This window comes from Fastidiosipila sanguinis (genome assembly GCF_002998295.1).
Classification (GTDB): domain Bacteria; phylum Bacillota; class Clostridia; order Saccharofermentanales; family Fastidiosipilaceae; genus Fastidiosipila; species Fastidiosipila sanguinis.
Genome location: NZ_CP027226.1, coordinates 61,631 through 83,702 on the forward strand (window position 1 = coordinate 61,631; position 22,072 = coordinate 83,702).

Consider the following 22,072-nt stretch of genomic DNA (forward strand, 5'->3'; position numbering starts at 1 on the left):
AAGAGTGAAAGAGCAATATGTATTTATTAGGTATTGATTTAGGTACTTCTTCGCTAAAAGCTATATTAGCAGAAGAGTCAGGTCATATTTTAGCTATAGAGAGTGCAAAATATCCATTATATATGGAGAGAAAAGGGTGGGTCGAGCAAGACCCTAACGATTGGTGGGAAGCTTTTTTAGATGTATTAACAAAGATAGCTAAAAAGTTTGATATTACCAAAGTCGTTGGAATATCTTTCTCCGGACAAATGCATGGATTGGTAACTTTAGATAAAGATGATAATATCATCCGCAATGCTATCTTGTGGAATGACACTAGAACAGGCGAAGAAGTACAATATTTAAATAATACTATTGGCAAAGAAAAGCTTATTTCTGAAACAGGTAACATAGCATATGCAGGATTCACTGCTCCAAAAATTCTTTGGATGAAGAATAATGAACCTGAATTGTTTGCCAAAATTGATAAAATTATGCTTCCAAAGGATTATCTAGTTTATAGATTGACGGGTGAATTTGTTACTGATTTTTCCGATGCTTCTGGAATGCTCTTGTTAGATGTTAAGAATAAATGCTGGTCTGAGTTTATGCTTAATTTGTGTGGGATAAACTCAGAGCAAATTCCAAGTCTACATGAAAGTTTTGATAACATTGGCACCGTTAAAAATGAACTTGCAATAGAGCTAGGTCTTTCTTCTAGTTGTATCGTGACACCTGGAGCAGGTGATAATGCTGCAGCTGCTGTAGGAACAGGTACAATTGATAATTTTCAATGCAATATATCGATAGGGACTTCAGGAACTATTTTCATTGCAAGTGATAGTTTTATTGCACTAGAAGATAGTGAATTACATAGTTTTGCTCATGCAAGTGGAAAGTTTCATCTGATGGGAGTAATTCTATCAGCAGCTTCTGCTAATGATTGGTGGATAAAAGATATACTTGAGACTAATAGTTATGATATTTCAGGAGAAATTAATCTTGGTGAGAATGAAGTGTATTTTATGCCACATCTAGTAGGAGAAAGATCTCCTCATAATGATGTTAATGTAAGAGGAGCTTTTTTAGGTTTGTCAAAAAATACAAGTAGAACAGATATGAGTGTTGCAGTTCTGGAAGGTGTAGCATTTGCATTAAATGATTGCTTAGAGATAGCAAGAAAAAAAGGTCTAGATGTTAAGGTATCTGGAATAAGTGGCGGTGGAGCAAAGAGTAAACTTTGGAAACAGATACTTGCAAATGTTTTGAATGTTGAGATTCAAGAAAGAGAGATTGAAGAAGGCCCGGCTCTAGGAGCAGTTTTGCTTGCTGGAGTAGGTTCAGGAGTATTCCCTGATCTTAAAACTGCCTTTGGAAAATTTGATAAAGTTACTAATACAATTAAGCCTCAAACAGATATAGTTAAAAAATATAGATTGTCTTATAATAATTACAAGAAACTATATCCATTGTTGAAAGAATTTTATGAGAGGTAAGTTTGAAGTTAACTAACAAGATTTTTTTAATGTGCTTATTGGCATGTTCTATTCCTTTAATTTTGTTTAGTCTTTATTTAATTAGAGACACACGTGAGTATGCGATTGATACTGCACAAAAAAATGACATTAGTCAGCTTGATAGTTTTGATAGACAAACAACAGACCTGTTATATAAATTAAATGATATATCTAAGAATTTTGCTCTAGATGAAGATCTAGGGCAAATTGCACTTAAGAATTATGATAAATATATTGATCAAGCTAGAGATTTCTTGGCTTATGATAATGATAAAAGAATAAGGGTACTAAATTCCAAATATGTATCAAGTATTGAGTTTTATTTGGAAAATCAGAGTTTGGTCAGTAATTCACTTTTTAATGTGATAGATGAAGAAATAAAAAAACAACAATGGTATGATGAAATTTATCAATCTAAGTATCCTATAAATTTATCAATCATTCCCAAAGATAATTATACTAAAACTTCATTAAGTCTTACTCGAAGAATAAATTTCTCAGGGAAGTCTATGTTAGTTGTTTCTATGGAAATAGTTGAAGACAGATTAGATGAAATATTTAGAAGTACCGATTCTAATGTTTACCTTTTTAGGGATGGAAAATTTCTTCTTTATACAAATAATAATGATTTAAAATTAAAGCAAAAAAATGAATTAATCTCAGTATTAAATGACATTGATAATGATTCTCAAAAGTTTTCTGACACAATAAATATCAATGAGGAAAAATTTCTCCTAAGTAAGTCAAGATTGAACTTGCCAAGAAATATGAGTCCTATTGATATAGTGATAGTATCTCCTTATAACCATATACTTAGAGGTATTAATAGCCAAACATATAATTTCTATAAAATGCTTTTCTTTATTGTTGTATTTTCTTTAGCAATAATTTCATATTTAACCATACAAATTGATAGACAATTCAAAGATTTTAAAAATAGAGTTGAAAAAATTGCTATTGGTAAAACATTAGAGCCTAGCACAAGTATGGTTGATCTAAATACAAAAAACGAATGGGGAAAATTATATTACTATTTGGAAGGCATTATTTTAAGAATGCAAAATATGAATTATGATATACAAAACTCAATGGTAAAAGCAGAGAAATTTCAAACTCAAAAAATAGAAGCAGAAGCAAAAATGTTGAGAATGCAGATAAATCCACATTTTCTATACAACACATTAGAAAGTATTAGGATGCTGGCATTGAAAAACGAGCAAAAAGAAATAGAAGAGATTGTCAAAAATTTATCCAAGCTAATGCACTATGCTTTGGCATCAGGAAGAACTGATGTTACTTTGCAAGAAGCTCTTAATGCCAATGATTATTATTTATCAATACAAAAAATAAGATATCAAGATAGATTTACATTTAATGTAGAAATTAATAGTGGATTAGAAAATTGTCTTTTAGATCCTTTTATCCTTCAACCAATAATTGAAAATGCGATGACCTATGCTATAGAAGAACTAGAAGAAAATGGACATATATCTGTCAAAGCTTACGAACTTAATGATGATTTAGTGATTAGAATTAAAGATAATGGTCCAGGTATAAAACCGGAAATATTGTACAAATTAAATGAAGATCTTGATAAGTCTACAGAGGACGGTAGACATATAGGATTAAAAAATGTCCATCAACGTATTAAATATAGATATGGTGAAAAATATGGTTTGAAAATTTTGAGTGAAACAGGTGTAGGAACAGAAGTCTATATTTTAATACCTAAAAGATTTGAGGAAGAAAAATAAGGTTCTAATATGTATAAATATATTATTGTTGATGATGAACCCCTCATACGAGAAGGTGTTCAATTACTTTTAGATTGGGAAAAGTTGGGATTTGAGTTAGTGGGAACTGCTAGGAACGGAGAAGGTGGTTTAAACTTGATTGAAAACCATCAAGTAGATTTAGCTCTCATAGATATTCGCATGCCTAAAATGAATGGAATTGAATTAATTGAGAGGATAAGATCTTTAAATAAAGATTGTCACATTATCATTATTTCAGCGCACTCTGAATTTTCCTATGCTCAACAGGCTATAAAATACAATGTTGATGCATATGTGCTAGTACCAATAGACGAGAAAGTTCTAGAAAAAGAAGTAATCCAGATCAAAAAAGAGCTTGATAATGAGCGTATAAAAAAACAAAAAGATCTGGATAATAGCAAACATCGTTTGAGTGAGTTTTACAAACAATCCATGTTGAATATTGCTATTGAAGATGATGAATTATCTGCCGAATTGACAGACAACTTTAATAGTTTGGGTAGGGAAGCAAATGTTCTCTTAATAAAAGATACCTTAACTAATCCAGGTGAAGACAGAGACGAATTTTTCAATATTTTTGCAGAAAATAGTCCAAATGAATCAGGGTTTGGCTTAAAAAATGATGATATTTATATTCATATAATTTTTGATAAACCTGATTGGAAAATATTGGAAGAGTTAGGAGAGTATAGAAGCCGCTTGTCAGATAAGGTAATCGAGTTGCCGATTGCATTAGGCCACAAAATATATAGATGGGAAGATTTGCGCTATTCATATGAAGTTGCTAAATATTTATTAAGTCGAAGTTTTCTTTTTAACACTTCTTATATACCATCATTTAAAGATATTATTGCCGAAAATACTTCTCAGAAAAGTATTGACTTAGATGATGTGCGGGAATATGTATTTTTTGGTGACAAAGAGGATATATTTAATCTGGTTCAAATAATAAAAAATCAAGCATTGAGTAGTTTCCCCGAAGAAACTGAAATTAAATATTATTTGCTTGAACTATATATTGAACTAGTAAAAAATATAAATTTTGCTGTTGATCTAACTCAAACCAAAAATGATTACCTGCAAACAAAAAAATTTGAAGATCTTTTAAATATTTTTACATCTGATTTGCTAAAATTAAGAAGTCAAGTTCAACATTCTGAAGAAATGTCAGGACAATTAAATAATAGTGCTGTTAGTAGGGCGATATTTATTATTAAAACAAACTATAATTCATATATAAATTTGGATGAAGTAGCAGGAAAATTAAATTACAATGCTAACTATTTTGGCCGATTATTTAAACAAGAAACAGGAAAAAGTTTCTCAAAATATTTAGATGATGTTAGACTGGAAAAAAGTTTAGTTTATTTGAAACAATCGAATAATAAGATTTATGAAGTTGCTAGAAAAGTTGGTTTTTATAATCCTGATTCTTACAGTAGTAAATTCAAGAAAAAGTATGGTGTGTCTCCAAAAGACTATAAATTTTAATGAAAAAACACAAAATATACATTTTTAAGGTTAAAATGCTCAAGATTTAACGGTAGAAATACTTTCTTCACCCCATATAATTAAACTATTAAAGCGGAGGTGAGAGTTTTGGGTACTGTTAGTCAAGAAGATGCTAAAAATAAACCTAAACGTTCAGGTTTTAGAAAGACATTACATAAAATGGGTCAGCAAAAAGTATTATTGCTTATGTCTGTTCCATTTATTATTTGGTTATTTGTTTTTTGTTATGTCCCTTTAATGGGTTGGGTTATGGCTTTCTTTAAAGTCAAGCCGGCTACATTCTCTTTGCCACTTAACGAATGGGAATTTGTTGGTTTTGATAATTTTAAAAAAGCATTTAATGATAGGATGTTTCTCCCAACTCTCAGAAATACCTTGGCTGTTAGTTTGCTAGGTTTAGTTTTCCAGACAATTTTTTCAGTTGGTTTGGCAGTAATCATTCATGAAATTAGATTTAATAAATTAAAGAAATTTACTCAAACAATTTCTTATTTACCACACTTCGTTTCCTGGGTTATTATCGCAAGTATTGCTAAAAACTTTTTGAATGATGGTGGTGTATTAGACACTATGTTTAATAATGAATTGCATTTAATGTCCGAAAATTCACCAAGAATATGGTTTGTTATAACCTTTATTAATATTTGGAAAGAATGTGGTTGGGATACAATTATTTATCTTTCAGCCATGGCAGGTATAGATAGGGGTCTTTATGAAGCTGCTATGATAGATGGTGCTAATAGATTCCAAAGAATTAGATATATTACTCTACCAGGAATATTACCAACATTATCAGTAATTTTAATTATGGCAGTTGGTGGTACATTGAACGTAAGTATGGAACGTCAAATGCTCTTAAGTAACCCATTAATCCAAGATCACACAATGGTTATTTCTTGGTTCTCATATCTAAGAGGTATAGGGAATAATAATTATGGACTAGGAACAGCTATTGGTATAGCTCAATCTTTAGTTAGTGTTATTCTCTTGACTCTTGCAAACTGGTCAGTTAAACGTATGGGACAGGAAGGAGTAATTTAATGGCACGAGCAGATATAAAAACAAATACTAATAGTAAAAAAGTTAAAAATAGTAATCCAAATAGACCAGAGATTTTTGATGTAGTTTTGGCAGTAATTTGTCTATTCGTCCTTGTAGTAACATTGGTACCATTTTTGAATGTTTTAGCTATATCATTTAATGATCCAATTGATACAATGCGTAACGTTAATATGCTCTTCCCAAGAGTATTTACCGTTAGGAACTATGTGCATTTGTTTAGTGAAAATAACTTAATGACACCATTTATTACTTCTGTAAGTAGAACGGTTATAGGTACAGGACTAAGCTTATTGGCAACTTCAATGTTCTCATATGTATTAAGTCGAAAAGATTTTGTCTTTAGAAAAGGATTCAATATATTCGCTGTTATAACAATGTATGTTAGTGGTGGATTGATCCCAAGTTATCTTTTAATTGTTAGAGGATTAAATTTAGGCGGAAATTTCTGGGTTTATATTATCCCAGGTTTGATCTCAGTCTGGAATGTTATATTAATTAGATCATATATAAATTCTAGTATACCTTACTCATTACAAGAGGCAGCTAGAGTTGACGGAGCGGGTGACTTCTATATTTGGTTTAGAATTATTTTCCCATTGTCTACTCCGGTATTAGCAACAGTTGCTCTCTTTATAGCAGTAGGTCAATGGAATAGCTTTATGGATACATATTTGTATGCCAAGAACTTACCAACTCTCCAGTATATTCTTTATGAAATTACACAAAAGGCTCAAATGAAAATTGATCCACACTCACAAGAAGCAGCTGAACAACTTAAGAACGCAGTTTCACCATTGTCATTAAGAATGGCAGTAACAATTGTGGCAACTGTTCCAATTCTAGTTGTTTACCCATTCTTACAAAAATACTTTGTCGGTGGATTAACACTCGGAGCAGTTAAGAATTAAGCAGATAATAATTAAATAAATATATTTACACATACAAAATTGCAAACAAAAAATTAAAAATAGTTTAAAGAAAGGAAGGAATTAAACTATGAAAAAAATTAAAAGTTTGAAAAAACTATTAGCTAGTTCATTAGCAATTGTATTATCCCTAGGGTTGGTAGCATGTAATCAATCTGGTGGTGATAGTAAAAAAACTGATGGAACAAAAGATCAATCTACAGATTCAAGTGAGAGTAATACTGATGAAATATATGAAGTAGATTGGTATAACGCAGATGGTACAGCAGATGACTGGACTGATCCAATAGCACTAAAACTTACTGAAAAGACTGGTGTTAAATTAAATACTACAGTTCCAATCAGTCAAAGTGATGAGTCTGTAGCTCTGATGATTGCAGAACAAAATTATCCAGATATGTTATTAGCAAAAGGTGATACAGGTGCTCTTATTGAAGCAGGTGCTTTGATTGACTTAGCTCCATTAATCGAAGAACATGCACCTAATATTAAAAAAATGTATGGTGATCAGCTTGATAGACTTAGATTCTCTAAAGATGATCCAGCTATATACGAGCTCACATCTGCAGCAGCAGGCCCTAATACTCCATTAGATACTTCAGGATCAGCATTAATGCAATTCCAAGTCTTGGAAGCTAATGATTATAAGATCCCTGAAGATTTAGCAGAGTTTGAAAAAATGATTAAGGACTTCCTAGCAGAAAATCCAAAAACACCAGAAGGTGAAAATTATATAGGTTTATCTATTTCAGTAGCTGACTGGCAATGGTTAATTACTTTAGGTAATCCAGCAGGATTCATTGCAGAAGCTCACCAAGATAATGGTCAATGGATAGTCGATGAGAATAATAAAGCATATTATAAATTCTTATCACCTAAGATTAAAGAATATATGAGATGGCTAAATAGAATGTACCAAGAAGGAATCTTGGATCCACAGTTTGCTACTAAAACACATGAGGACTACGTTGCAAAAATAGCATCAGGTAGAGTCTTAGCACTAACAGATCAATTCTGGGATTTCCAAGATGCTACAAATATTCTGGAAGTTGATAAGAAGTATTCTCAAACATATGCTCCATTACCACTTAATATGGAAAAAGGTCAAAAGAATGCAACACTTCTATACCCTGGTATAAATGGTTATGGTATATCCATTTCAAAAACAGCAGAAGATCCAGTTAAACTTATTAAATTCCTTGATTATATTGCTTCAGATGAAGGACAAGTATTAGTTCAATGGGGTATTGAAGGCGAATATTGGGAATATGACGAGAATGGAAAACGTGTTGTTACAGAAAAACACAAAGAGATGGCAGAAACAGATCCAGATTATGGTAAGAAAACAGGTATAGGAAGACATAACTACCCATTCCCAGCTCAACCAAATACATATTTAGATGAAACTGGAAACCCAGTTATTATGTCAAGTAAAGAAAAATTCATAGAAGATTATAATGAGGCAGAGAAAGCAGCTGTAAAAGCTTGGGGAGTTGAAACAATTCCTGAAATATTCCCACAACCTGATGAGTTTGAAATTCCTGATTATCCACCACTATGGACCTTGAATTTACCTACCGATGTAACAGCAATTGTTAATCAGTTAGATGAAGTCGCCTGGGCAGACTTAGTAGCAATGATACTAGACTCACCAGATAATTTCGATGCTAATTATGACGCCATGTTAAAGAAATTTGAGCAAATAGGAGTAGAAGAAGCTGGCGAAATGGTTTCAGAGATTCTTGCAGATAAAATTGCAGCTGCTCAAGCAGGTAATTAAATTAAAAAATAAAAATTGAACTTGAAAGTTCTTTGATCACAAAAGGCTACAAAAATTACATTTGTAGCCTTTTATAAAAAAAGGAGAGTATATGAGATTTCAAAATGGACAGTGGCTTCAAAAAGAAGGTGTTAAATATTTCTCAGGTAAACATATTTGGGAAACAAAAATTGAAAAATCTGTAGTAGCAGGAGAGGAAATAGAAGAGCTAGTTTTCCTAACTCCAAGTACAAGAATTAACCATAATGGAGATACTCTTGGTGGTGTTGTTCTGGAGATTAGAGTTAGTATACCTGCCGAAGAAGTTATTAGATTGAGAGCAATTCATTATAGAGGTGAAATTAACCATGGTCCTAATTTTGAGTTGAACTTAAATAATAAAAAAGGTATTGATTATGATGAAACTGAAAATGAGTTTAGTGTAAGCAGTGGTAGTTTAACATTTAAAATTAATAAAAATGATGCAAGTATTAGTTTTTGCCGAGATGGTGAAATTCTTGCTACCTCAAAAGGTGATGATCTTGCTTACGTAAAAACTGATTGGCAAGGAGACTACTATAATGATCACAAACCTGGAACAAACTTCTTCCGTAGTCAATTTGGTATAGATATTGATGAGACATTTTATGGATTTGGTGAGAAGTTTACTCCTTTCGTAAAAAATGGACAAACTGTAGAAATTTGGAATGAAGATGGCGGTACAAGTACAGACCAAAGTTATAAGTCAATACCATTCTATCTTTCATCTAAGGGTTATGGACTTCTTGTAAATAACTCTGATAAAGTTGAGTTCGAGATCGCAACCGAGAATGTTTCTAAGATAGCATTATCAGTTCCTGGAGAAGAATTAGATTACTTCTTCTTTAACGGACCAGATCTCAAAGATATTGTTAAGAGATATACAGATATGACAGGTAAACCTGCATTACCACCACAATGGTCATTTGGACTTTGGTTATCTACATCTTTTACTACAAAGTATGATGAAGAAACAGTAATGCATTTTATTGATGGAATGATTGAGAGAGAGATTCCATTGTCAGTTTTCCATTTTGATACAAGTTGGATGAAAGAATTCCATTGGACAAGTTTCGTTTGGGATAAAAATAAGTTCCCAGAACCAGAAAAAATGATAAAGAAAATTCATGATAAAAATATTAAAACTTGTGTTTGGATTAATCCTTATGTTGGTCAGGCGTCTGAAATTTTTGATGAAGGTGTCAAAAATGGTTATTTCTTGAAGCGAGAGAATGGTGATGTATGGCAATGGGATATGTGGCAACCGGGTATGGCCATAGTCGACTTTACTAATCCAGAAGCAGTTGAGTGGTATAAATCTGGACTAAGGAAATTATTAGACATGGGAATCGATTCTTTCAAGACAGACTTTGGTGAAAGAATTCCTACTGATGTTGTATATCACAATGGTGCAAATCCTAAAAAAATGCATAACTACTATACATATTTGTTTAATAAGACTGTATTTGAACTTTTAGAGGAAGTTAAAGGTAAGAATGAAGCAGTATTATTTGCAAGATCAGCAACAGTCGGAGGGCAACAATTCCCAGTTCACTGGGGAGGAGACTGTTGGTCAAATTATCCTTCAATGGCAGAGAGTTTAAGAGGTGGTTTATCCTTAACTGCAAGTGGATTTGGATTCTGGAGTCATGATATTGGAGGTTTCGAAGATAAATCTACAGCAGATGTATATAAGAGATGGGCAGCGTTTGGACTACTATCGACACATAGTAGGCTGCATGGATCTACTTCATATAGAGTTCCTTGGAATTATGATGATGAAGCTGTTGATGTAGTAAGGTATTTCACTAAATTAAAGATGAAATTAATGCCATATATTTATAGTCAAGCAGTTAAGACACATAATACTGGTGTGCCAATGACTAGAGCTATGATATTTGATTATTTAGATGATAAGAATGTGCGCTACCTTGACAAGCAATATTTATTTGGTGATTCAATTATAGTTGCTCCTGTATTTAATGAAGAAGGAATTTCAAGTGTATATCTACCAGCAGGTAAATGGACTCATTTTATTACAGGTGAAGAACTAGATATAGAAGATGGTAAATGGATTAATACAAAAGAAGATTACTTTAGTTTGCCAATTTGGGTTAAAGAAAACAGCATAATCCCAATCAGAAAAACTGAGAATGATGAGGTTAATAAAGACTTTACCAGTGAGTTTGCTGATGATTTAGCATTTGAGATATTCAATATTAATATAAACCAAAAGGTTGAAGTTTATGATAACAATGAGTTATTGAGTGTTTTAAATCTAGAATTATCAGAAGATGGTACTGAAGCTAAGGTGAGTTTCGAGGGTAAAACAGCTCCCGTTTATATAAAAGATAAAATTTATAATGAAAATGCTGAAGAGAAAGAATTTACTATAAAACTATAATGGTAGGTAACGATGAGAAAGACTCTTAACAATGATTGGTTGTTTCAGAAACAAACCTTCAATGATGATTTAGTTAATAAGCCAAATGAAAACATGTGGGAGATAGTTAATCTCCCACATGATTGGCTGATCTTTGATGTCAATAATTTATACGATAATACTATTGGTTTCTATAGAAAAGAGATTAATTTAAATATAGAAGCTGATGATGTCTATTACTTGCACTTCAATGGCATATATATGGATTCTGAAATCTATATTAATGGGAATAAAGCTTTTGAGTGGAAGTATGGTTATACAAGTTTTTATTTTGATGCTAGTCAATATTTAGTTAATGGATTAAACAGAATAGATGTCACTGTTAAACATATGCATCCAAATTCACGTTGGTATAGTGGGGCAGGTATTTATAGAGATGTTTATTTGCTGAAAAAGACGAAAACTCATTTTGTACCTCAATCTTTGTATATAAGTTCCATTGTTGATTCAAATGAGAAAAATGCAGAACTTGAATTTTCTGTAGAAATTAACGGTATAAGGAATAGTAATTCAGAACTAAAGTTAAAAATTGATATAAGTGATAAGTATAGTAATGAGTCTTTAGCTAATTTTGAAACAAAGGCAGAGTCCACAACTAATGAAATAATAAATTTGGATAATGTTAAACTATGGTCTACCAAGACACCAGAACTTTATAATTTTAAAATTCAGTTGTTAGAAAATGGGCAAGTAATTGATGAAGTACAAGAACAAATTGGCTTTAGATCCCTTGAATTTACTAGTGACAGAGGTTTGCTTTTAAATGGTGAGAAAACTTTGATCAAGGGAGTGTGCATGCATCATGATCTTGGTTTATTAGGATCTGCCTTTAATAAAGATGCAGCTGAACGTCAAGTAATTAAACTTAAAGACATGGGTGCGAATGCCATAAGATTTTCACATAATCCACCAGCGCCAGAATATATAGATCTTTGTGATAAATATGGCTTGATGGTAATTGATGAAGCTTTTGATATGTGGCAGAAACCAAAAACTGAATTTGATTATGCTAGATTTTTTGATTCTTGGTTTGAAAAAGATATCGAAGCAATGGTAAAAAGAGACCGCAATCATCCAAGTTTAATAATGTGGTCAATAGGGAATGAAATTTTTGATACTCATGTAAATCCAGAAGCCAAACTTGTTACAAAAAAATTAGTTGAAGCAGTTAAAAAGTATGATCCAAGATCAAACGCAAAAGTAACATTTGGTAGTAATTTCTTGTATTGGGAGCCTACACAAGATTGTGCAAAAGAGCTTGATGTTGTTGGATACAATTATTCAGAATCAATTTACAAAGAACAACATTTGCAATATCCTGACTGGATTATGTATGGTGCAGAAACAGCTTCAATAGTTAATAGTAGAGGAATATATAGATTCCCTTATGAGAAAAATATACTTACAGATAAAGATAAACAATGCTCAAGTTTTGGTAATAGTAATACTAGTTGGGGTGCACCAAATTTTGATTTTCTTTTTGAAGAACAGGCTAAACATCCATATATATTAGGACAATTTATTTGGACAGGTTTTGATTATATTGGAGAACCAACACCATATGATACTAAGAATTCATATTTTGGAGTAATTGATACTGCAGGATTTGAGAAGGATAGTTTTTATCATTACAAAGCAGCTTGGACAGATCCCAGAGAAGAAATAGTTTTACATTTAGCTCCATATTGGGATTTTAATCCAGGTCAAGAAATTGATGTGGTGGCTGTGTCAAATGCACATAAACTTGAACTCTATCATAATGGAAATTTAATTGGCTCACAGAATCTTAACCCGAAAGAAGGTAATTTCTCTGCTAGATGGAAAGTAGATTTCACTCCAGGATTTATTGAAGTAATTGCTTATGATGAATCTGGCAATGAGCTTAAGAGAGTGAGAAATTCTAGTTTTAGCGATGCAAAATCAATATCAGTTAATTCATCAAAATCATCTGCAAAAATAGGTGATCTGATATTTTATGAAATTACCTTAGTTGATGAAAATGGTATAGAAGTAGCTAATGCTAATAATTTAATAGAAGTAACTGTATCTGGCGGAGGTCAGCTAATTGGTTTAGATAATGGCGATAGTACTGATTATGATCAATATAGAGGTAATGTGAGAAGACTTTTCTCCGGTAAGTTACTTGCTATTGTACAAGCTACGGCTCAAGAAGATATTAAAGTAGAATTCAGTGCAGTTAATTTAAGTAGTGCCACTCATACATGTAGTGTTTCTGGTTTAGATAATGAAAAAAGCATAATTAAACCTTCTACAGTTGTAGATGAAAATATTCTGGAGCACGAATATATAAGAAAAATAGAAATAGAGTACCAAGGATCTAGACTCATTCAGGCACCATTAAAGGATGTTAGCGTTAAGTTCAGAGTTTACCCTGAGAATGCTAGTGTTAATTCAATAGATTGGTTCGTAACAGATGTTAATGGAGTAGAAATTGAAAATGCCAAGATCATAGAAGTTGATGAAGTTAAAAATATAGTGAAATTTGAGGTCCATGCTGACGGAGAATTCTATATTAGAGCCATGGCAAATAATGATAAACTCATACCTCAGATTATTTCACAAGTTAGATTTGTTGCTGACGGCTTTGGAGATTTACAACTTGACCCATATAATTTTACATATGCTGTATTGGCAAATCACTTTTCAGACACTGTGATTACTGGAAGAGAAGGTGGTATGTCATTGACTTCTGATGGAAGTAACTGGATTGCATATAGTAATTTAGACTTTGCTGGTCAGAGCTCGAATGTTATGAAAATTTCCCACTTTTCTTATAATGATGATACGGAATTTAAAATTTACAAAGGCTTACCGAATGACCAAAACAGAAGATTAATTTTCCAAGATACAATTACTAAGAAAAGTGTTTGGCAAACTTTCCAAGAATATGATTTAAATTTATGGGAAAAAGTAAATACTGGTGATGTATTAAGTATAGAAGTTAATGGCAGAGGAACTTTGCAAGGGTTTGAATTTAGTCATAATTCTTATCAGGAAGTTACTATGGACCAAAGAGTATCCATATATGGAGATGATTTTACCGTAAAGGATAAACGTATTGAAAATATCGGTAATAATGTTTCAATAGACTTAGGTAAGTTTAACTTTGACAATGGAGGAGCAAATAAGATAATAATTAAAGGTTCGACACCTTTAACAATAAATACTATTAGAGTAGTAATGACTCCAGGAATCGATATGTTAGAAGAACAGAATCAGGGAATTGAAACACAGAAAACTATTGAGCTGATAGAATTTAAACAAAGTGACGAAATAGAAGAACAAAGTTTCAATATTAACAATAAATCTGGCAAATACAAGGTTGAATTGGTATTTATGCCGGGCTCAAATATGACACTAGAATCGATAAGGTTCAAAGAAGAAGGAGATAATAATGGCAGTGGTATTAGATTATAAAAAATATGCACAGAAAGCTAGAGAAGCAGGGGCAGAGGGCATTGTCCTCTTAGAAAATAGCAATAATGTTTTGCCTCTTGTAGATCAAGAAATCGCTGTATTTGGTAGAACACAGTACGATACGATTTATTGTGGTACAGGATCTGGTGGTTTAGTTAATGTCCCTTATGTTGTTAGCATTAATGAAGGGTTGAAAGAGAAATACACTTTGGCTGAGAAGGTAGACGAAACCTATAGAAATTGGATTAAAGAAAATCCTTTTGATAAGGGACAAGGTTGGGCCCAAACACCTTTTAGTCAAAAAGAAATGGATTTATGTGAAGATCTCTTAAAAGAAACTTCTGAAAATATTGATACAGCAATATTTGTAATAGGAAGAACAGCAGGTGAGGACAAAGATTTTACACTTGATAAAGGTTCTTATTATTTATCAGAAAAAGAGTTGAAAATAATAAAAGATTTGCGTAAACATTTCAAAAATTTAGTTGTTGTAGTGAATTCTGGAAATGTTATAGATTTAAGCTGGCAAGAAGAAGTACAAGCTGATGCAATTGTATTTGCATGGCAAGGTGGTTCAGAAACAGGCCATAGCGTAGTAGATGTACTGTCTGGAGATGTTAATCCTTCAGGTAAATTACCGGACACAGTATTACGTGACATAAAGCGCCATCCAGCTTTCAAATATTTTGGAAGAGTAGAAGAAAATCTATACGAAGAAGATATTTATGTTGGCTATAGATACTTTGAAACACTAGACCAAGAAAATGTTCTTTATCCATTTGGGTATGGATTGTCTTACACTGAGTTTGAATTTGAAGTCTTAGATAGTTTAGTAAATGTAAATCCTAAAGCTGATAATTATGATATTAATCTACAAGTAAGAGTTAATAATATAGGAAATCAGTCTGGTAAAACTGTAGTACAAGTTTATGGAAGTAAACCGCAAGGGGGATTAGGTAATCCAATACGTGAATTAATTGCATTTAAGAAAACTAGTGAAATTCCAGCAGGTAAAAGTGAAGATGTTAATATAAATATTGATCTACGAGATCTTAAGTCATATGACGATAGATTAAATTCTGATACTGAATCTTGCTATATTTTAGAAGCAGGTGAGTATAAAATAAGTGCTGGATTTGATGTTAGAAGCGCAAAAGATATTGAGAATATATTCTTAGAAGACACAATTGTATTAGAGCAACTTACTTCACGTCTATCGCCACAAATAAGTTTCAAAAGAGTGAAAGTAGTTAAAGCTGAGAATGGTTTAGAGCTAGACTATGAAGATGTTCCTAACAGAGGATATGCTGAAGTCCCTGTCTTAGAAAGCGATATAAAACAAACTGATGCTGAGTTTAAACTGACTGATGTTATCAGTGGTGAGGTTGATTTAGATGAGTTTATTGCTCAATTCTCAGATGAAGATCTTTTACAAATGTCGTATGGAAACGGTATGGGACCTATAGGTGTAACTGCAGGTATTGCAGGAGCATTTGGTGGTGTTACAGAGAGATTGTTAGAAGCTGGTATACTTCTTTATGCTTGTGCTGATGGCCCATCTGGTATTCGTATGGATAATGGAAGTATGGCATTTAGTATACCTAATGGTACATGCTTAGCAGCTAGTTTTAACCCTGAAATAAATCAAGAATTATTTGAATTTGTAGGTCTAGAATGTAGAAAAAATAATATAGATTCACTGTTAGGCCCAGGAATGAATATTCATAGATATGCATTATGTGGACGAAATTTTGAATATTTTTCAGAAGATCCACTATTGACAGGTGTTATAGCAGATAGTCAATTGATAGGTATGAAAAAATATAATGTTCTCGGAACAGTCAAGCATTTTGCCCTGAATAATCAAGAATATGAGAGAGTTAATTCAGACTCTGTAGTTTCTGAGAGAGCAGCTAGAGAAATATATCTTAAACCATTTGAATATATTGTACGATCTGGTAATGCTCAAAGTATCATGACTTCATATAATTATATAAATGGATTACATGCAGCATCTAACTACGACCTCAATACTGCTATTTTAAGAGATGAGTGGGGTTATGATGGAGTTGTCATGACTGACTGGTGGGCAGAGCTTAATGACAAGCCTTACTCAAGCAGTAATAAAGAGAATGTCCTTCCTATGATTAGAGCTCAAAATGATTTGTTCATGGTTACACCTAGTGCAGATAGGGTAAGCTTAGAAAAAGTATTAGAAGTTTCTGGCAAAGCTGAGATCAATAGATCTGAGTTGGTAAGAAATGCTAAGAATATATTAAATGTAATTATAAAATACTCTCAAGCAATTCACCCACTTAGTGTAGAGGTTCAGAATGAACCAGAGTCTAATAGTGATAAGATTCAAGTTGTAGATGTCTATCAAGATAAGGAAAAAGTCGATATTAATTTAGCCGACTTAAGCACAGATATAGGATACACAATCCAATTGCTGATAGAAAATCACACCTCTGGAATATTTGAATTGAGATTAGATGCAACAAGTACGGCAAAAGATGTAGCTCAAACTAATATTGCTTTATCAATTAACAATGTACCAGAGAGAACTATCAACTTTGTAGGAAGTGAAAGAAAACAAGAGAATATTAGGTTGGACCTCAGACAAAACTTGCTTAATGTTGTAGACATGCATTTTGCAGAATCAGGAATCAAAATAAACTCAGCGGAACTGGTGCTACTTGAGGAAAAGAACAGGTAGTTATAGTTAAAAATAAAGAATTGATTCTATTCAATTAGGCACCATTAATTTTTTAAGTTAATCGGTGCCTTTTTAATTTAAAAACCTTTTTGTTTTAAGTTAAAATACTAAGAATTTAGCCTAAAAATTAGCTATAATTTAATTAATAAACTTGAGGAGTTATTTATGCACAAAATTGATTTGGCAGGAGATTGGAAATTAAGCAGTTCAATTTTAGATAATGAAGTGAAAGTGAAAGTCCCAGGTTCTGTTTTTAATGATTTAATTAACAGTGAAATAATGCCGGACCCTTATTATAGACTGAATGAACAAAAATTCACTGAAATTAGTTTTTCTGATTTTACTTATACAAAGGCTTTTACCGTTAATTCAGATTTATTGAATCATCAATGTCAAGAACTTGTTTTGGATGGAGTGGATACTCTGGCTAATATTTACCTCAATGATGAGTTGATTCAAGAAACAGATAACATGCATAGGACTTATGCTATTAATGTTAAAGGTGTTTTGAAATCAGGAAAAAATACAATTGCAATTGAGTTGAAATCTCCTTCTAGTGCAGTTGAAAATGCAGAGCAAAATAATCACTTGCCTCAATTTACAATTTCAATGCCAGGTATCGGCCATATTAGAAAAGCACACTACATGTTTGGTTGGGATTGGGGCCCAATACTACCTGATTTAGGAATTCATCGTTCAGCATATTTTAGGTTTTATGATGAAGCTGTTTTGGATTCTAATTTAATAGGTCAAATTTTTAGTGAAAATAGTTCTGGTGAGATTACAGCTGCCGATATTTTCATCGATACGAACTGCAAGATATTTGAAGATGAAATATCAGAAGATTATACAGAGTTAAATTTAAAATATGAACTTTGTGATGAAGATAATCAAATAGTAGCAGAAGCAAACTCAAGTTATGGAGAACAGGTTAAGTTAAATATTAACAACCCCAATTTATGGTGGCCAGTAGGCTTCGGTTATCCTTATTTGTATACATTAAAGACAAAACTATACTATAAAGGGGAATTAATAGATTACAAGGAAGAAAAACTTGGAATAAGAAAAATAGAATTAAGACAAGACCCTGACCAGTGGGGTGAAAAATTTGAGTTTAGAGTAAATAATCTTCCAATATTTATCAAAGGTGCTAATTATATTCCTGAAGACAATATTTTATCTAGAACTTCCAAGGAGAGAACCAAGAAGTTATTAGATGATTGCATCGCAAGTAATTTTAATACAATTAGAGTTTGGGGAGGTGGAATCTACCCAGAAGACTATTTCTTCGAATTATGCGATGAAATGGGAATTCTCGTTTGGCAAGATTTCATGTTTGCTTGTGCTACATATGAGATTTATGATGAGAAATTTGCCGATAGTGTAAGAGCTGAAATTGCAGACGCTTGTAAAAGAATTAGAAATCATGCATCTTTATTACTTTTCTGTGGAAATAATGAAATGGAAGCTAGCCATGTAGATTGGGAAATGCCAGATCGTGATAAGAATAAACAAAAGTATTTAAAATTATTTGAAGATCTTATTCCTAAAGTTTTAGAAAATGAGGCACCTTACAATATTTATTGGCCTTCTTCACCTTCATCAGGCGGAGGATTTGATGATCCAAATGGTGAAAGCAAAGGTGATATGCATTACTGGGGAGTATGGCATAGTACATTACCCTTTAAAGAATATAAAAATATAAATCCTCGCTTTATGAGTGAGTTTGGCTTGCAATCTTTTCCCGCTTTAGAAACTTTAGAAAAATATATAGAAAATGAAGATAAGAATATTTTTTCGAAAGTAATGGAAAATCACCAAAAAGCAGGTCCAGATAGTAATCAGAGAATTTTAAATTATGTTTCTCAACTATATAGATATCCTGAAGATTTTAGAAGTGTAATCTATATTTCACAATTAGTACAAGCAGAAGGTATTAAGTATGGTGTAGAGCACTGGAGACAAATTTCCGGAAGATGTATGGGGATTTTGTATTGGCAACTTAATGACTGTTGGCCAGTAGCTTCTTGGTCTTCAATAGATTATTTAGGTAAATGGAAAGCTTTGCAATACTATAGTCGTGATTTTTATAATCCACAATTAGTTTCTGCCTTTGTTGATGATACTAAGGTAAATGTTTATGTAAGTAACGATGCTGCTGAGAGTAAGAACTTAGTTTTGTCATGGGAACTTTTAAGTTTTTCTGGTGAGCAAGTTGATTCTGCTCAATTTGAGATTGAGGCAAAATGCTTTAATACAGAATTAGTTCAAACTTTAGACTTTTCAGATAATCTTCCTGATGACCAGGCTAAAGAAAGTCATCTTTTGCGTTTGAAGATATGTGAGGGTAAGAACCTTATAAGTTCAAACACATATTACTTTGCTCCAGTGAAATATATGAATCTGGAGAAAGGTGAAGTAAACATTGACGTTCAAGAAAATAAAGATGAAATAGTCATGTCACTTAATTCATCAGCTTTTATGAAATCAGTAGAACTTAGAGCTGAAGGTATAGATCTGTTTATTCCACAAAATTATTTTGATATTTTACCAGGTGAAGAAAAACATATTATCTTTGGTAAAACTGAATTAGAAGAGTTTAAAGAAAATAATGGGTATCCCTTGAGCAAAGATCTTTTAAAAGAAAAAATTAAATACTTGTCAGTTGTTGATACATACAAATAATAAAGGAGAAAAACATGTCAATAAAATATAATCAAGAATTACAATCTTTTTATTTAAATACTAAGAACACTACATATATCATTTCAATAGTAGATAATAAATACATTTGTAATACTTACTATGGCGAAAAAGTTAAGGAAGATGATTTAAGATACTTATTAAGATTAGACGAGTCGCCTTTTACACCTAAGGTTAACAAACGTGATACTACATCATTTTTGGATTCTTATAGAGCTGAATATCCAAGTAATGGTATTGGGGATTATAGAGAAAGTGCAATTGCTATTAAAGACTTTAACAATCAAGATGCTGTAGAGTTTCTATATAAAGATTTTGAAATTATGAAGGGTAAACCGAAACTTGAAGGGTTACCGGCGACTTTTGGAAATGAAGATGAGGTAGAAACTTTAATTATTAATGCCTATGATCCAGTCTTGGATCTAGAATTAGATCTCTATTATTCGGTTTTTTCAGAAGTAGATGCTATAAGTAGAAATGTGATTTTTAAGAATACTAGTGCAAATAAGGTTGAGCTTAATAAAATATATTCTTTATCTTTGGATCTAGAAGATGAAAATTATGAAATGTTAAGTATGCATGGCTCCTGGGCAAGAGAAAGAACGATAGAAAGGTCGCCAATTCACTACGGAAAACAAAGTGTTTCCTCTATTAGAGGTGAGAGCTCACATCAGGAACACCCCTTTATTGCAGTAGTAGATAAAAAGGCAACACAAGATTGTGGTAATATCTACGGTTTTAGTTTTGTCTATTCAGGAAATTTCATCGCTCAGATTGAAAAAAATCAATTCGATACTTTAAGAATTAGCATGGGTATACATCCATATCACTTTAATTTCTTACTTGAACCAGGAGAAATATTTACCACTCCAGAAGTAGTTATGACTTTCTCTAGTACTGGTATAGGACAAATGACTAGAAATTATCATGATTTGTATCGTAATCATTTAGTAAGAAGCAAGTATCTTTATACTGAGCGTCCAGTATTGATTAATAATTGGGAAGCAACATATTTTGATTTCGATGAGGACAAAATTTATGATATTGCAAAACGTGCTTCAGAATTAGGAGTAGAGCTTTTTGTACTAGATGATGGTTGGTTTGGTAAGCGTGATGATGATAACTCTAGTCTGGGAGATTGGTTTGTAGATGAAAACAAATTGCCTAGTGGTTTAAAGAGCCTGAACGATAAGATAAATAAACTTGGTATGCAATTTGGTTTGTGGTTTGAACCTGAAATGGTTTCTCCTGATTCTGACCTATATAGAAAGCATCCAGAATGGGCAATAGCAATTCCTAATCGTGATCCGAGCTTGTGTAGGAATCAATATGTGTTGGATTTATCTAACCCAGAAGTAGTTGACTATGCTTACGAAGCGGTAGCAAAAATCTTGCGAGAAACTAATATTTCTTATGTTAAATGGGATATGAATAGACAACTTAGCGATTTAGGCAGTGCCTACTTAGAAAAAGATAAACAAGGTGAATTAAGTCACAGATATGTACTTGGTGTATATGAGATGCAAGAGCGTCTAATCCAAGAATTCCCAGATCTATTATTAGAAAATTGTTCTGGTGGAGGAGCGAGATTTGACCCGGGTATGTTATATTACAGTCCACAAATTTGGTCCTCAGATAATACAGATGCTATTTCCAGATTAGCGATACAAGAGGGAACAGCGCTAGTTTATCCTTTGTCTACAATAGGTTCACACGTTTCAGTAGTGCCAAATCATACTGTTGGTAGAGTTACCCCATTTAGTACTAGAGGAAATGTAGCAATGTTTGGAACTTTCGGGTATGAATTAGATATAACAAAATTAAGTTCAGATGAACAAACTGCAATACCAGATCAGATTGCTAACTACAAGGAAATTCAACCTTTGATTCAAAGCGGTGACTACTACCGTTTAGAGTCTTATAGAGAAAATGGTGTTTCGGATTCTTATATAATCGTTGATAAGAAAAAAGAAAAGGCAATTTTGTTTTTCGTAAATGTTTTAAATAAAGCAAATGTCAAAAGTAGAAAGTTGAAATTGCAAGGTTTAGATTCGGATAAACTATACAGAGTTTCAAGTGAAGATGGAGAAGAATTTGAAGTATTTGGAGATGCCCTCCAAAGAGCAGGAATACTAATAAAGGGAATCGATTCTGATTTCTTTTCAAAGAAATATTATATTGAAGCAATTTAATTAAATGAGAG

11 protein-coding genes are annotated in these 22,072 nt (G+C 32.2%); all 11 read left to right on the forward strand.

The annotated features are described in order from the left end of the window. Nucleotides 1-17: 17 nt before the first annotated feature. The 11 genes from xylB (at nt 18) to C5Q98_RS00260 (ending at nt 22,061) form a co-directional block, all read left to right on the forward strand. Nucleotides 18-1,475 carry a xylulokinase gene (xylB, locus tag C5Q98_RS00210; RefSeq protein WP_106011735.1) on the forward strand — a complete coding sequence of 486 codons (1,458 nt, stop codon included), beginning with the start codon at nt 18-20 and terminating at the stop codon, nt 1,473-1,475. A 2-nt stretch (nt 1,476-1,477) separates the two neighbouring features. Then, complete coding sequence (locus C5Q98_RS00215; RefSeq protein WP_106011736.1) at nt 1,478-3,250, forward strand: sensor histidine kinase; 1,773 nt, start codon at nt 1,478-1,480, stop codon at nt 3,248-3,250. 9 nt (nt 3,251-3,259) lie between these two features. Next, nucleotides 3,260-4,762 (forward strand): response regulator transcription factor, encoded by a 1,503-nt coding sequence (locus C5Q98_RS00220; RefSeq protein WP_106011737.1) that lies wholly within the window; start codon nt 3,260-3,262, stop codon nt 4,760-4,762. 108 nt (nt 4,763-4,870) lie between these two features. After that, a complete protein-coding gene (locus C5Q98_RS00225) occupies nt 4,871-5,824 on the forward strand; it encodes an ABC transporter permease (protein WP_242967377.1) in 954 nt (317 codons plus the stop codon). Next, complete coding sequence (locus C5Q98_RS00230) at nt 5,824-6,753, forward strand: carbohydrate ABC transporter permease (protein ID WP_106011738.1); 930 nt, start codon at nt 5,824-5,826, stop codon at nt 6,751-6,753. Before C5Q98_RS00225 ends, C5Q98_RS00230 begins: the two co-directional genes overlap by 1 nt. An 88-nt stretch (nt 6,754-6,841) precedes the next feature. Next, complete coding sequence (locus C5Q98_RS00235) at nt 6,842-8,551, forward strand: extracellular solute-binding protein (RefSeq protein WP_106011739.1); 1,710 nt, start codon at nt 6,842-6,844, stop codon at nt 8,549-8,551. 91 nt (nt 8,552-8,642) lie between these two features. Beyond that, complete coding sequence (gene yicI / locus C5Q98_RS00240) at nt 8,643-10,973, forward strand: alpha-xylosidase (RefSeq protein WP_106011740.1); 2,331 nt, start codon at nt 8,643-8,645, stop codon at nt 10,971-10,973. A gap of 12 nt (nt 10,974-10,985) precedes the next feature. Continuing rightward, complete coding sequence (locus C5Q98_RS00245) at nt 10,986-14,450, forward strand: glycoside hydrolase family 2 TIM barrel-domain containing protein (protein ID WP_106011741.1); 3,465 nt, start codon at nt 10,986-10,988, stop codon at nt 14,448-14,450. Then, nucleotides 14,428-17,166: a glycoside hydrolase family 3 protein gene (locus C5Q98_RS00250; protein ID WP_106011742.1), complete on the forward strand. Its 2,739-nt coding sequence runs from the start codon at nt 14,428-14,430 to the stop codon at nt 17,164-17,166. The genes C5Q98_RS00245 and C5Q98_RS00250 overlap by 23 nt, the downstream gene beginning before the upstream one ends. Nucleotides 17,167-17,331: 165 nt before the next feature. After that, entirely contained in the window at nt 17,332-19,851 is a 2,520-nt protein-coding gene (locus C5Q98_RS00255; RefSeq protein ID WP_106011743.1) for a beta-mannosidase, read from the forward strand. Nucleotides 19,852-19,865: 14 nt separating this feature from the next. Then, nucleotides 19,866-22,061, forward strand: a complete 2,196-nt coding sequence (locus tag C5Q98_RS00260; RefSeq protein WP_106011744.1) for an alpha-galactosidase — start codon at nt 19,866-19,868, stop codon at nt 22,059-22,061. Nucleotides 22,062-22,072 lie beyond the last annotated feature (11 nt).

Excerpts from the sequence above, each read along its gene's own strand:
- C5Q98_RS00255 (WP_106011743.1), top strand. The coding sequence starts at position 17,332 with ATGCACAAAATTGATTTGGCAGGAGATTGGAAATTAAGCAGTTCAATT.
- C5Q98_RS00220 (WP_106011737.1), top strand. The coding sequence starts at position 3,260 with ATGTATAAATATATTATTGTTGATGATGAACCCCTCATACGAGAAGGT.
- C5Q98_RS00260 (WP_106011744.1), top strand. The coding sequence starts at position 19,866 with ATGTCAATAAAATATAATCAAGAATTACAATCTTTTTATTTAAATACT.
- C5Q98_RS00230 (WP_106011738.1), top strand. The coding sequence starts at position 5,824 with ATGGCACGAGCAGATATAAAAACAAATACTAATAGTAAAAAAGTTAAA.
- C5Q98_RS00250 (WP_106011742.1), top strand. The coding sequence starts at position 14,428 with ATGGCAGTGGTATTAGATTATAAAAAATATGCACAGAAAGCTAGAGAA.
- C5Q98_RS00245 (WP_106011741.1), top strand. The coding sequence starts at position 10,986 with ATGAGAAAGACTCTTAACAATGATTGGTTGTTTCAGAAACAAACCTTC.
- C5Q98_RS00235 (WP_106011739.1), top strand. The coding sequence starts at position 6,842 with ATGAAAAAAATTAAAAGTTTGAAAAAACTATTAGCTAGTTCATTAGCA.
- xylB (WP_106011735.1), top strand. The coding sequence starts at position 18 with ATGTATTTATTAGGTATTGATTTAGGTACTTCTTCGCTAAAAGCTATA.
- yicI (WP_106011740.1), top strand. The coding sequence starts at position 8,643 with ATGAGATTTCAAAATGGACAGTGGCTTCAAAAAGAAGGTGTTAAATAT.